10 protein-coding genes are annotated in these 12,641 nt (G+C 75.0%); 4 read left to right on the top strand and 6 right to left on the bottom strand.

Annotation, left to right across the window (positions count from 1 at the left end):
- Positions 1-225: 225 nt before the first annotated feature.
- On the top strand, positions 226-1,368 hold the full coding sequence (locus ACZ4UX_RS35785) for an ABC transporter substrate-binding protein (RefSeq protein ID WP_465709692.1): 1,143 nt from the start codon (positions 226-228) through the stop codon (positions 1,366-1,368).
- Between the two features lie 112 nt (positions 1,369-1,480).
- On the opposite strand, the gene ACZ4UX_RS35790 is transcribed toward ACZ4UX_RS35785, so the two are convergent.
- The 3 genes from ACZ4UX_RS35790 to ACZ4UX_RS35800 form a co-directional block, all read right to left on the bottom strand.
- Positions 1,481-3,901 carry a M4 family metallopeptidase gene (locus ACZ4UX_RS35790; protein WP_465709693.1) on the bottom strand — a complete coding sequence of 807 codons (2,421 nt, stop codon included), beginning with the start codon at positions 3,899-3,901 and terminating at the stop codon, positions 1,481-1,483.
- A gap of 587 nt (positions 3,902-4,488) precedes the next feature.
- The gene (locus tag ACZ4UX_RS35795; protein WP_329491594.1) at positions 4,489-4,698 is read right to left on the bottom strand and encodes a DUF6479 family protein; all 210 of its coding nucleotides are present in this window, start codon (positions 4,696-4,698) and stop codon (positions 4,489-4,491) included.
- A gap of 132 nt (positions 4,699-4,830) precedes the next feature.
- The gene (locus ACZ4UX_RS35800) at positions 4,831-5,574 is read right to left on the bottom strand and encodes an SDR family oxidoreductase (RefSeq protein ID WP_465709694.1); all 744 of its coding nucleotides are present in this window, start codon (positions 5,572-5,574) and stop codon (positions 4,831-4,833) included.
- Between the two features lie 106 nt (positions 5,575-5,680).
- On the opposite strand from ACZ4UX_RS35800, the gene ACZ4UX_RS35805 reads away from it, so the two are divergent.
- Together ACZ4UX_RS35805 and ACZ4UX_RS35810 are read left to right on the top strand one after the other, a co-directional pair.
- Entirely contained in the window at positions 5,681-6,184 is a 504-nt protein-coding gene (locus ACZ4UX_RS35805) for an RrF2 family transcriptional regulator (RefSeq protein WP_465709695.1), read from the top strand.
- A 66-nt stretch (positions 6,185-6,250) separates the two neighbouring features.
- Entirely contained in the window at positions 6,251-6,661 is a 411-nt protein-coding gene (locus ACZ4UX_RS35810) for a hypothetical protein (RefSeq protein WP_465709696.1), read from the top strand.
- A gap of 770 nt (positions 6,662-7,431) precedes the next feature.
- On the opposite strand, the gene ACZ4UX_RS35815 is transcribed toward ACZ4UX_RS35810, so the two are convergent.
- The 3 genes from ACZ4UX_RS35815 to ACZ4UX_RS35825 form a co-directional block, all read right to left on the bottom strand.
- Positions 7,432-10,323 carry a hypothetical protein gene (locus ACZ4UX_RS35815; RefSeq protein WP_465709697.1) on the bottom strand — a complete coding sequence of 964 codons (2,892 nt, stop codon included), beginning with the start codon at positions 10,321-10,323 and terminating at the stop codon, positions 7,432-7,434.
- Between the two features lie 181 nt (positions 10,324-10,504).
- Positions 10,505-11,119 (bottom strand): dihydrofolate reductase family protein, encoded by a 615-nt coding sequence (locus ACZ4UX_RS35820; protein ID WP_465709698.1) that lies wholly within the window; start codon positions 11,117-11,119, stop codon positions 10,505-10,507.
- The gene (locus tag ACZ4UX_RS35825) at positions 11,116-12,012 is read right to left on the bottom strand and encodes a metalloregulator ArsR/SmtB family transcription factor (RefSeq protein WP_465709699.1); all 897 of its coding nucleotides are present in this window, start codon (positions 12,010-12,012) and stop codon (positions 11,116-11,118) included. Before ACZ4UX_RS35825 ends, ACZ4UX_RS35820 begins: the two co-directional genes overlap by 4 nt.
- Positions 12,013-12,191: 179 nt before the next feature.
- Between ACZ4UX_RS35825 and ACZ4UX_RS35830 the strand changes: the two genes are divergently transcribed.
- Entirely contained in the window at positions 12,192-12,614 is a 423-nt protein-coding gene (locus ACZ4UX_RS35830) for a carboxymuconolactone decarboxylase family protein (protein ID WP_465709700.1), read from the top strand.
- Positions 12,615-12,641: the final 27 nt, after the last annotated feature.

Below are 12,641 nucleotides of genomic sequence, written 5' to 3' on the forward strand. Positions count from 1 at the left end.
ATCGGAACCGGCCGCAGGCTCCGTGGCCCGGCCGGGCGACCCCGCGGTCGGCAGTCCTCCGGTCGGCAACGCCTCGCCCTCGGGCCGGACGCGGGACCCGTGGGTCCACGGGCCGCCGGACACCCCGCCGCCCGGCACCGGCCCCCGCCGAGACCTCGCCGCCGCCCCCGCCCTTCCGGCGGCGGCCCGGCCCCCGAACTTCCCTGCACTCCTTCTGGAGGCGTCGTGGTCACACCTCGTCGAAGCCACCTGGCCGCACTCGCCGCCTGCCTGACCCTGGTGACCGTCGGACTCGCCGGCTGCGGCGGCCAGAGCGCCGGCACGCCGGTGGCGGCGGCCCGCTCCGCCTCCGCCCAGGACATCGGCGGCATGGACGAGCTGGTCCGGCAGGCGCAGGCGGAGGGACAGCTCAACACCACCACGCTGCTCCCCCACTGGGCGAACTACGGCGGCCTGATGGACGGGTTCTCGAAGAAGTACGGGATCAAGGTCGTGAACGACAACCCGGAGGGCTCCAGCCAGCAGGAGATCGACGACATCAAGCGGCTCAAGGGGCAGCCCGGCGCGCCCGACGTGCTCGACCTCGGCGACTCCTTCGCCCAGTCCGCGGCCGCACAGGGCCTGCTGGCCCCGTACCGCACGACCGGGTACGACCAGATACCCGCCGCCCAGAAGGACCACCAGGCCCGCTGGTACAACAGCTACGGCGGCTACGTCTCGATCGGCTGCGACGCCCACCGGGTGAAGACCTGCCCGAACTCCTTCGCCGAGCTGTTCGACCCGCAGTACAAGGGCATGATCGCGTTCACCGGCGAACCCACCAGCGCCGGGTCGGCCTTCGCCGCCGTGTACGCCGTGGCCCTGGCGAACGGCGGGTCGTTCGACGACATCCAGCCCGGTATCGACTTCTTCGCCCGGCTGAACGAGGCCGGCAACTTCAGCCACGCCAACTCCGACCTGGCCGCGATCACCACCGGGAAGACGCCGATCAGCATCGAGTGGGACTTCCTCAACCTCCAGCACGTCGACCAGCTGCGCCCGGCGGGCGTGGACTGGAGGGTCTCCATCCCGTTCGACGGCAGCTTCTCCCAGTACTACGCGCAGGCCGTCAACAAGGACGCCCCGCACCCGGCCGCCGCCCGCCTCTGGGAGGAGTACCTCGCCTCCCCCGAGGGCCAGAACCTGCGGCTGGTGGACTTCGCCCGGCCGGTCCTGATGGACGCCATGGCCAAGAACGGCACCCTCGACACCGCGCTCGCCGCGAAGCTGCCGACGGTGGAGGGCACCCCCGCCTTCCCGAAGGAGTCCCAGGTGGCGAAAGCGCAGACCGTCGTCAAGAACAACTGGCCCACCGCCGTACCGAAATGACCGGCCGCACCGACCGGTGCACGGCGAGGCCCGGCCCCGCCGGGCCGGGCCTCGCCGTGCGCCCCGGTGCACCGGCCCCTCACTGGCCGGCGGAACCGTCCGGGCGGACGGTTCAGTTACCGAGGTCGACCGAGGTGTCGTCGATCAGGAACGTGGTCCGGGCGGCGAGGTCCTCCGACCCCACGAACCGCAGGTTGACGTACTGCCCGGCGTACGCGGACAGGTCGACGCTCCTGCGGACGTAGCCGGTGGTGGCGTCCAGGTTGGAGTAGGTGGCCAGCACGGTGTCCCCGGCCTGCACGGTGAGCTTGTCGTAGGGGATGCTCCTGGTGCCCTCGTCGGTGGTGATGTCCACCCAGAAGCCGAGGGTGGCCCGGCACCCCCAGGGGATGTACACGGTCTGGGACAGCGTGTCGGTGTGGCGGTCCCCGTAGCCGTTCAGCCAGGCCTTCCAGCTGCCGCTGCGCGGGGCGGTGTAGGGGTTGGTGGAGTCGATCATCCGACTGGTGGAGGCGAACCAGGCCGTCGGGCCCGACTCGAAGCCGGGGTTGGCGAGTCGCTGGGACGTCGCGCACTGGCCGAGGGTGTAGGTGGTCCAGAGGAACGACACGACGTCCAGCGCCCCGGTGGAGTCCTTGACGGTGAGCGTCACGGTGCTCGCGGCCTGGGCGGTGGGGGTGCCGGTGATCCGGCCGGTGGCGGCGTTGATCGTCAGGCCGGCGGGCAGCCCGGTGGCCGCGTAGGCCAGGGCGCCGGGATTGCTGCTGACGCCCTTGGTCTGCAGGCTCACCGCCGTACCGGTCCTGGTGACCTGGTCACCGGGGTTGGTGACCGTCACGCCCTGGGTGAGGCGCGCGCCGACGTTGACCGCGGCCCACGCGTTGGCGGCGTTCTTGTAGGTCGGACTCGTGGCGCCGTAGAGGTCGGCGGCCGCCTTGAGGGTGGCCGTACGGGCGGCGGCGTAGTCGGTGGTGGAGGTCATGTAGGTGCTCAGCGCCCGGTACCAGATCCTGGTGGCGGCGTCGCGGCCGACCGGGTTGACCGGCAGGCCGTCGTGGGTCGGCGAGTCGTAGTTCACACCGTTGACCCGCTTGGCGCCGCTGCCCTCGGAGGCCAGGTAGAACCAGTGGTTGGCCACGCCCGAGGAGAAGTGGACGTCCTCGGACCCCACACCGGAGTACCAGTAGTCCTTGGAGTAGCCGTCCTTGGAGGGCTGGTCCTGGTAGCGCAGCGGCTTGCCGTCGCCGTCGATGTTGATCTTCTCGCCGATCAGGTAGTCGCCCGGGTCGGCGGCGTTGTTCGCCCAGAACTCCACGGCGGTGCCCATGATGTCGGAGGTGGCCTCGTTCAGGCCGCCGGACTCGTTGCCGTAGACGAGGTCGGCGGTGGCGGAGGTGACGCCGTGCGTCATCTCGTGGGCGGCGACGTCGATCGACGTGAGCGGGTTGGCATCGCCCTCGCCGTCGCCGTACGTCATGCAGAAGCAGCCGTCCCACCAGTACGCGTTGACGTACGAGGTGCCGTAGTGCACGCGGCTGTGGGCGGCGACGCCGTCGTTCCTGATGCCGTTGCGGCCCAGCACGTTCCGGTAGAAGTCCCAGGTCAGTTGGGCACCGTACTGCGCGTCCACACCGGCGGTCTGCGCGTTGCCGGGGGCGCCGTCGCCCCACACGTCGTCCGCGTCGGTGAACAGCGTACCCGGTGTGTCGTCGGTCTCCTGGTGCTGCAGGTCGTACGTCCGGTGCCCGCCACGGGCGTTGTCGGTCAGGCTGTACGCGCCGGCCGACCCGGCGGTGCCGATGGTGACCTGACCGGAGTACTGGCTGTTGCCGACCCCGTTCTTCACGTCCTGGTACTCGAACAGCCTGCCGCCGGTCGCCGCGTCGGTGATCACGTGCAGCTCGGAGGGGGTGCCGTCGTGCTGCAGACCGCCGACGACGCTCTCCCAGGCGAGCGCCGGGCTGCCGGAGGCCGCCCAGACCACCTTGCGGACGGACTCGGACTTCGCGTCCTTCGCCCCCTCGGCCCTGGCGCGCTCCAGGGCGGCGGTCTCGGCGGTCTCGGCGGTGACCGCCGCGAGGGCGGGCGCGATCGCGATGGCCGCGCCGGTGGCCTTGTCGACGCCGGTGGTGGCGCCGTTCGCGGCCGTGTGCACGACCAGGTCACCACCGAGGACGGGCAGTCCGGCGAAGGTGCGGTCGTACCGGGTGTGCACCGTGCCGTCCGCGTCCCTGGCGACCGCCTTCGGCACCAACTCCTCCTGGGCGCCAAGGCCGAGGGCTTTCGCGGTGGCGGCGCGGCGCTCCCGGGCGTCGGCCAGCAGCGCCGTCCGCTCCTCCTCGCCCAGCGGCGCCGCGAGGGCACCGGCCCTGGGGGCGGGAGCTTCGGACGCGGGGGCGGGAGCTTCCGACACGGGGGCGGGAGCTTCGGACACGGGGGCGGGGGCGGCATGTGCCGGGAAGGTGACGGCGATCATCGCGGATGCGGCGATCAACGCACCTGCGGCGACGGTCTTGCGGGGGGAACCTCTCAACGGAACTCCTCGTGGAGGCGGCCGATGCACGACCTCGGCCGGTGCGGGCCCGGCCGGGCAGGACCCTGGCCGTCCGGGTGGAGCGGAACCGTGTTCGTCCGACGGAGCAGGGGGCGGTGACCGATGCTGACCCAACGTCAACTACCGAAGTTGTACGGCCATCTTGGACGCGAACGGCTAGCGGCAGCGTGCCATGTTTGCGCGGACATGTCAGCATCCGCCCGCCGGGTTGGCCGAAACCCGGCCCGCCCGTCCGCCGCTTGACGCCCCGGGTGCCTGACGGCCCATCGGGCACCGCCGGCTCCCCCACCGGCCCGAAGCCCCACCGCACCCCCACCCAACCGCCGATGGTCCGCACCGGGTGGTGCGGACCATCATCGACAGGCTCGATCCCGCTGTCGCCACCGGCTACCCGGACTCCGCCACCACCGCTCACGGGCCCCGGGGGCACCACCGCACACGTCCGCCCCGGTACCGGGGTCCGGTACCGGGGCGGAGGTCGTGCTGGTGGCAGGTGCGGCGGAGGCCGGGTGCTCACGGGTCGGGAGACCGGCCCGGGGCCCTTCGGTGCGGTCCGGCGAGCGGGATCACCCCGGCGGCGGCTGGCGCCGCGGGTCGGACTCCCGTGCCCCCGACAGGTCGACGGGCGGCGGCTCGCGGTCCTTGCGGCGCTGCCCCAGGACGAAGGCGAGCATGAGGGCGACGACCAGGAGGACGCCCACGGCGATCAGCCAGAGGTGTGCGCCCGCCCCGTCCGCGGCGAGTGGAGTGGTCCGGGTGAGATCGATGACTGCCATGCGCCGCGCCTTTCCGCTGCGGGCCCGCGCAAACGGTGCGCGTCCGAGTACCCGACGGGGCCGGGCGTCCGACCCAGGGGCGCGACACCCGCACTACACGCCCGGCGCCCGGGCTCCCGCCCGGCGCGACCCTCAGCCGGCGATGGCGGCCGCCAGCCAGTCGCGGTAGTGGGTGGGCGCGAGGCGGGCCTCGGGGCCGGGGGTGAGGACGTCGCCGCGGACGGCGGCGAACAGGCCCGCCTGGTCGTCGGTGACGACGGGGCGCCGGTCGCCCTTGGCGGCCAGGGTGATCCGGCCGAGCTCGTCCAGCGTGAACCGGTCGGGGCCCGCGATGTCGAGGGTGCCGGTCAGCGGGGCCGCCGTGGCCACCTCCGCGAGGACGTCGACCACGTCGTCGGCGGCGATGGGCTGGAGGGGAGTCGCGGGCAGCCGGACGGCGCTGCCGTCCGAGGTCCACGACATGGTGGGCTCCACGAACTCGAAGAACTGCGTGGCGCGGACGATCGAGTAGGGGGTGGGGCCGCCGCGCAGCAGGTCCTCCTGGAGGGTCTTCGCCCGGTAGTAGTCGAGCTGGGGCACCTGGTCCACGCCGACGATCGACAGGGCGACCTGGTGGCGCACACCCGCCTTGTCGCCGGCGTCGAGCAGGTTGCCGACGGTGGTGCGGAAGAAGTCGAGGGACTGCTCGTCGAAGGTCGGGGAGTTGGTCACGTTGACGACCGTGTGGGCGCCGGCGACCGCCTGGTCGAGACCCTCGCCGGTGAGCAGGTCGAGGCCGGACGACCGGGACACCGCCGTCACGTCGTGGCCCTGCCGCTCAAGCACGTCGGCGAGCCGGGAGCCGATCAGGCCGGTGCCGATGACGGTGATCTTCATGGTGTGCCTTCCTTCGTGACGGGGGCTTCCCCTGGGGGCAAACCCGGATATCAGATGTCCGGGATAATACTCGGATAGTCTATGTCCGAGTCAATGTGGAGGCGACATGAAGCTGTCCGGCGGCGTCGAATGGGCGCTGCACTGCTGTGTGGTCCTGACCGCCGCCGGGGAGCCGGTACCGGCGGCCCGGCTGGCCGAACTGCACGAGGTGTCGCCCAGCTACCTGGCCAAGCAGTTGCAGGCCCTCTCGCGGGCGGGTCTGGTGCGCTCGGTCCAGGGCAAGACCGGCGGCTACGTGATCACCAGGGCGGCCCACGAGATCACGCTGCTGGATGTCGTCGAGGCCGTCGACGGCGCCACCCCGGCGTTCGTGTGCACCGAGATACGCCGGCGCGGGCCGTTCGCGACACCAGCTGAGCAGTGCACCGAGCCGTGCCCCATCGCCCGCGCCATGGGGGCGGCGGACGCCGCCTGGCGGGCCTCGCTGGCCGGGGTCACGATCGCCGACCTGGCCGCCACGGTGGAGGCCGACAACGGGCCGGACGCCCTCCCCGGGATCGGGGCCTGGCTGACCTCGGGCGCCGACCCGCGCGGACCGGCCGCACCGTAGGGCCGCGCCCTCTCCGGCCGCCGCACCCGGCGGACCCGGCGAACCGCGCCGCGTACGCTCGGCGCTGTGCCACGCCACCCGAGAAAGCCCCGCCGACTGGTCGCCGACGGCCGGACGTACCTGTGGTCACTCCGCCACAGCCACCCCGAACCGGCCGGCGAGGCCTTCACCGACTGCCGCGAGACCCTCACCCTGCACCCGCAGCCGGCCGGCTCCGGCGGGACGCTGCGCATCGTCTTCGCCGGCGGACCCGACCGGTACGTCCCCGGCGGGTTCCCCCTGGGCTCCGGGGACGTCGGGTTCGTCCGGGGTGGCTCACTGAACCTGCACGAACCGGGCGCCGTCCGGGCCCTGCTGGACACGGCCGCGGCCCACGGATGGCAGCCGGGAGACCGGCGAGCGGTGGAGTTCGACGGCTGGTCGCTGCTGGAGGAGGCAGCCGCCGCCCGCACCGGGGAGCTCGGCCGGCCTTCGTGAGAGCCGACGTGTAGGGGCTCCGCAACAGCCACCCGTCGGGCGCGCGCACGAAGCCGCGGGGCGCCGGCCTCCGTGCGGACGCGGAGCTGGTCGTCGAAGGTCGGGGCATCGTCCTGGCGCCAGGCGCAGCCGCGTGCCGCGAGACGGCCGAGGACCGTCTCGTACGTCACGGAGCCGGCGGGCTCGGGCTCACCGATGGCCAGGTGCGAGGGAAGGCGGAACCGCCCTTCGGTGTCCACCGGGTCGAGTCCGAGAGCTCCCCTGGGGACCGCCCCGGACCTCCAGGCTGCCGCCCCTGTTGACCGGCCCCTCGCCCGGTGGTCGGCCCCCCGGACCGGTCGAGGCCGGTCCCGCCGCCCAACAGCCGATCGGCCTCTCCACCGGTCATGCCGGGCCGGATCCCGGCGGTCTCGCCGGGGCCGCGATGGAGACGATCAGGTCGGGCACGGTGCCGTGCCCAGGGCACAGGAGGCCACCCGCGCGGCCGCTCGCGCCCACGGCCCCGGCCGACGGTGCTGTGGGCTCGTCACTTCTCGGGCGGTGCCGTGAGGCCGCGCGATCGGGGCTGCCGCTGCCCGCCTCGGCGTACCGCCCTTCCCAGGGGAATTCCCCCGGTCGTCGCCCGACAGCCGCTCCCCGGATCGCGGCTCGGCCTCCTCCTCGGCCGAGCCCCGGAGGGCGTGCGCCGGGCCCGACCGGTGCCGACGACCGGTCGGCGCCCCGGCAGTGCCGGTCGACTCGGGGGCGGGTCTGCTCAGGGGCGGGTCTGCTCAGGGCCGGTCGCCCAGTCGTAGGTGGGTGGTGAGGTGGCGGCGGCCTCCGGTCAGGGCCTCGGCGACGACCGCGAGGGCGGTCAGCGCGGCGAGCGCAGCGGCCGGGAGGAGCAGGGGCGCCGCCGTGGGGCGCAGCCCGGTCGGCACCGGGGCGCCGACCAGGGTGGACAGGTCGACGGCCGGCCCGAGCAGGGCGACGGCAGCCAGCGCGGCCAGGGCGCCGCCGGCCGCGGCCAGCAGGGTCTGCGGCAGCGTCTCGGCGAGGACGAGCGCGAGGCCCTGCCGGGAGCGCAGGCCCATGGTGCGCAGCCGGGCCAGCAGGGCGGCCCGGTCGGGGGCGGCGCGCAGCAGTGTGAGCAGGACGGCGAGCAGGGTGAAGGCGCCCGCGGCGGCCTGGGCCTGGCCGAACAGGCGGCCCGCCGCGTGCTGGAGGGGGTCCTGGGCGAGGTCGGCGGCGACGGCGGCGCTGGTCCGGGTGACGTAGCCGCTGCGCAGCGCGGCGGGGTCGTTGCCGACCACGGCGGTGGCGGCGGTCGGCCCGGGCGGCGGCGGGGCGCCGGGGTCGGCGAGGGAGGAGGCCGGCAGCGCGCGGACCAGGCCGGCCAGGGCCGGCTCGTCGATCCGGCCGAGCGCGAACCAGTCGGTGATGCGGGCGAGTTCCGGCAGCACGGCGCTCGCGGCGGGGGTCGGCAGGACGATGAAGGGGCGGGTGGCGCCGGGCAGGGCGGGGGTCGCGTCGACCGTGCCGGCGTGGGCTGTGAGGACTTCGCCGCCGCTGGGCAGTCGCAGCCGGTGGCCGCCGGGGCCGAGGTGGCGGGCGAGATCGGCGCTGAACAGGGCGGGGACGGTCGGCGCCCCCGGCTCCGCCGCGGTCGGCGCGTCGAGCGCCGCCGGGTCGAAGGTGCCCGCCCCGACAGCGCCGGCGATCCGCGCGTAGGCCCGGGGTTCGGCGACCACCAGGGTGACCTGGGTGGCCTCCGGGTCGACACCCGCGCGCACCCCCGGGACCCCCTCCAGCAGGAACGCCTCGCTCTCCAGCCGCACGGCGGTGGCGGCCGTGACCCCCGGCAGCGCTGCGGCGGCCGCGGCGAACCCGGGCGGCAGGGTCATCCCGGCCGGCGCCGCCACCGAGGCGTCCGCCCCGACCACGAGCTTCGCGGCCTGCTCCCGGGCGAGCCCGACGCCCGCCAGCACGCTCGCGCCGAAGCCGGCGGTGGTGACCGCGAGCACCAGGGCCAGGAGCGGTAGGACGGAGGGCCGCGACCGCCGGCCGCCCCGGCCACCGGAGCCCCGGGCGGCGCGGGCCAGGCCCAGGAACGCCACCGTGCCGGCGGAACGGGCGGCCGCCCGGGCCAGGCCGCCCGCGAGGACGGGCAGCAGGCGTGCCAGCAGTAGCGCCGCGGTGAGGGCGATCAGCAGCGGGGCCGCCACCAGCAGCAGGTCGGGGCCCGCGTCCGGTGGGGCGACGCCACGGCGCCGGACACCGGACACCGCCGCCACCGTCACGGCGAGGACGACGAGTTCGGCGATCAGCCGGCCCCGGCGCGCGGCCCTGCCGGAGCCGTCGGCCGGCGGCAGCGCGGCCCGGACCGGGACGGCGAGCAGGGCGAGGACGGTGGTGACCAGCGCGGCGGCCACCGCCGCCGCCCAGCGCGGCGTGGGCCACAGCCAGAGCGCCGACGCGGTGGCCGCGACGGCCGCCGGCAGGACGGTGACCGCGCCCTCCCCGCAGAGCCGCAGCAGGAGCCCGGTGCCGGACCCGCCCCGGGCCCTCAGCAGCCGCAGTTCCGCGCCGCGCCGGTCGGTGGTGAGCGCGGTGGCCAGGGCCAGCACCACCCCCGCGACCCCCGCCACGGCGGCCGGCCCGATCAGGGCCGTCGGCGCGACCGCGGCCTGCCGCGCCACCGCCCGGTCGAGGTGGCCGGGCAGCCGGGACGTCGTCGACAGGTCGGAGCGGCCGGTGGCGGCGAGCAGTGCGGTGGCCGTCGGCCCGGTGAGGAACGCGGCGACATCGTGCCTGACCCCGGCCAGCCGGTCGGCCCGCAGCACGCCGGTGTCCACCGGGAGCCGCCAGAAGTCACGCGTGTTGCGCCCCCAGCGCCCGAGGGCGCCCAGGTCGTCGCCCCCGATCACCGCGGCGGTGTGCCAGCTCCGGATGTTGGGGTCGCTGAGCGAGCGTTCCAGGCAGGCCCGGCCCGTGCACGGCAGGTCGGCCCAGTACGGCTCGGCCGGGTCGGTGACGGTGTAGAGGCCGGTCACCCGCACCCGCTGCGGGGGCACCGAGTCGTCGTCGAGGACCGCACCGAGCCGGATCCCGATCGTCTCCGCCGCACTGCGGGCCACCGCGATCGGGATCGGCTCGCCCTTGCTCCCGCCGGCCGGCCAGGCGCCGGCGACCAGGGTGGTGTGCTCGGTGAAGCCATGGAGGTAGCGCAGGTGCAGGGTCGGCGGGGAGTGCCCGTCCGGGCGGTCCAGGCCGGGGGTGGTCAGCGCGTGGCGCAGCAGGGCCTCGGCGCCGAACACCGGTCCCGACGGCGCCACCGGGAGGCCGGCCCCGGCCCGGGCGACCAGCTGGGCGGCCACCGCCTCCAGCTCCGCCTCCGTCCCGCCGCCCTCCGGGGAGCGAGCGGTGCTGAGCAGGCTCGTCTCCAGCGGGCCCCGGTCGTGCAGGAAGTCCCGCAGCGCCGCGTCCGCGCCGCGGTCCAGCACTCTCGGGATCGCCGCCGACAGGAACACCAGCACGAAGGCCAGTCCGGCGGTGAGCAGCGCCGCCCAGGGGCCGGTGCGCAGCCTCGTCCGCACCCACCGGGCCGGCCGGTGGGCACCGGCGGTCACCGGGCGGGCGGGACCGGCCGGGCTCGCCGGCCGGGTGGGGTCGGAGCTGGTCACGGGAACCTCCGTCGGGGCAGGACGGCGGTCACCGACGGTCCGTCACGCAGTAGCGGCCGATGGTGCCAGAACAGCGCCCGGGAGCGGAAGGTTCCCGGGCGAAGCATGGACCGAAGAGGCACCTCCGGCACGGCCGAACGGGCACTCCGGCGGGCCGCCCCGGAGGAGCGACGCGCCCGGTTCAGCGGATCCGGTCGTAGACGAGGGCCAGCGTGCCGTGCTCCCCCGCGGTCTGGCTGACGAGCGCCCACTCGGCGGCGGGCAAGCCGTCGTCGAACAGGCGCGGTCCGTCGCCGAGGAAGACCGGGAAAACGGTGAGTGCCAGCCGGTCGACCTCGTCGGCCGCCAGCAGTGCCTTGATGACGCTCGCGCTGGAGAGCACCAGGATGTCGCCGCCCCCGGCGGCCCTGAGGCCGGCGACCACCTCGGCGGTCGGCCGGTCGACGACCGTCGTCCGCTCCCACGGCGCCCCGCCGGGGGCGGACTCGCCGAGGGTGCTGGAGAGGACCACCTTGTCGGCGTCGACGAGCCACTTCGCGAAGCCCTCGTCGCGCGGGTCGACGCCCGGCATGCCGATGACGGTGGGCCAGAAGCCGAGGAAGCCCTCGGCGTTGACCCGCCCGAGCAGGGCGGTCGTCGCGGGCTCCCAGAGGCCGGTCAGGTGGTCGCGGGCGACGTCGGTGTGGGCGTACGGCATCACCCAGCTCATGTCCCGGGGGTCGCGCCGGGCGTAGCGGCCGTCGAGGGAGAGGCTCATGTTGGTGACGACCCGGCGGCTTGCGGTCTGCTCGGTCATTGCGTACTCCTCGTGTCGTTGTCGTCAGTGGTCAGTGGCTGTCGTCGGTGGCTGTCGCCGTCGGCGGCCGTGAGGGCCGCCGCGAGCTTGTCGAGGCTCTGGCCGAAGCCGGTCTCGATCCCGGCGACGAAGTCCGCCGAGTCGACGGTGCTGTCGGTGATCCGCCAGTGGACGTCGAGCTCGGTGCCCGTACCGGTGCCCGGGTCCGTGCCGGTCGGCCGGAGGCCGAGCTCGACGTGGGCGGTGAAGGCGGTGCCGCCGCCGGGGAGCAGCGGGGAGAGCCGGTAGGCGAGGCGCTCGCCCGGGCGGACGTCGTCGACGACTCCCTCCGCTCGGCCGGCGACCGGGTCGGAGCCGTCGGTGTCCTCGATGTCGCGGTACTCCTGGACGATCCGGCCGCCCGGCCGGGCCTCGAAGACGAGCTCGGAGACCCGGAGGTCATCGGGCGTCCACCAGCGGGCGAGCAGGGCGGCCTCGACCAGATGGCGCCAGACCAGGTCCGGGCGCCCCGGCAGCTCCCGGTGGAACCGGAACGAGCGGCCGTCGGCCCACCCTGCCTCTCCCGCCGCGCGCCGCTCCGCGTGGACGCCGAGCCCGTAGCGCTCGTGGGTCTCGCCCGGGCCGCCGGGCCGGTCCGCGCTGTCGGCGAGCCGGGCGAGCTCGGCCGCCAGCTCCCGCAGGGGGGCGGAGCGGAGCGCGTAGACGCGCCGCTGGCCGATGCGCTCGGAGGTGACGACACCGGCACGCTCAAGGGCTTGCAGGTGCTTGGTCGTCTGAGGCTGGCGCGCCTCGGCGAGTCGGGCGAGCACCCCGACCGGGTGGGGCCGCTCGGCCAGCAGGCTCACGAGGCGCCAGCGCGCCGGATCGGCCAGTGCGGCGAGGAGTGCGTCCATGAGGAGAAGTATTCGTCACAAAGAATATTCGTGTCAAGGAATATTTCTGGACACACCTCCGCACGGCGGTCGGCCGCATGTCGGAGCCGGGAGCGGGCACGCTCCAGGTCCTACGGTCGGGCGAGGACCGGACACCACGGGCAGGCGCCGAGGCGCCGCCGGGAACGGAGTGTGACCCCATGGACATCCCCCCGAACGCCGCCGAGACCCGCCAGGACCGCTACGACCGCGGCCTGGAGACGCTCACCCGGATCGACGGCGAGGCCGGCCGGCGGGTGGTCGAGGCGCTGGCCGACATCAGCCCCGAACTCGCCCACCAGATCGTGGCCTGGGGGTTCGGCGAGATCTACCGGCGCCCCGGGCTGGCGCCGCGCGACCGGCAGTTGGTGACCCTGGGGATGCTCACCGCGCTCGGCGGCTGCGAGTCCCAGCTCGACGTCCACGTCAACGCCGCCCTCAACGTCGGCCTCACCCCCGAGGAGATCGTCGAGGCCCTGCTGCACTCCGCCGGCTACTGCGGCTTCCCCAGGGCCCTCAACGCCACCTTCGTCGCCAAGAAGGTCTTCGCCGAACGCGGCCTCCTGCCGGTCGCGGGCGACTGAGGCCGGGCCGCGGCGGGCGGCGGACCG

Source organism: Kitasatospora sp. NPDC028961, assembly GCF_055564815.1.

Bases quoted from the DNA above. Each gene is read 5' to 3' on its own strand.
- ACZ4UX_RS35795 (WP_329491594.1), bottom strand. From the start codon at position 4,698: ATGGCAGTCATCGATCTCACCCGGACCACTCCACTCGCCGCGGACGGG.
- ACZ4UX_RS35800 (WP_465709694.1), bottom strand. From the start codon at position 5,574: ATGAAGATCACCGTCATCGGCACCGGCCTGATCGGCTCCCGGCTCGCC.
- ACZ4UX_RS35805 (WP_465709695.1), top strand. From the start codon at position 5,681: ATGAAGCTGTCCGGCGGCGTCGAATGGGCGCTGCACTGCTGTGTGGTC.
- ACZ4UX_RS35820 (WP_465709698.1), bottom strand. From the start codon at position 11,119: ATGACCGAGCAGACCGCAAGCCGCCGGGTCGTCACCAACATGAGCCTC.
- ACZ4UX_RS35825 (WP_465709699.1), bottom strand. From the start codon at position 12,012: ATGGACGCACTCCTCGCCGCACTGGCCGATCCGGCGCGCTGGCGCCTC.
- ACZ4UX_RS35830 (WP_465709700.1), top strand. From the start codon at position 12,192: ATGGACATCCCCCCGAACGCCGCCGAGACCCGCCAGGACCGCTACGAC.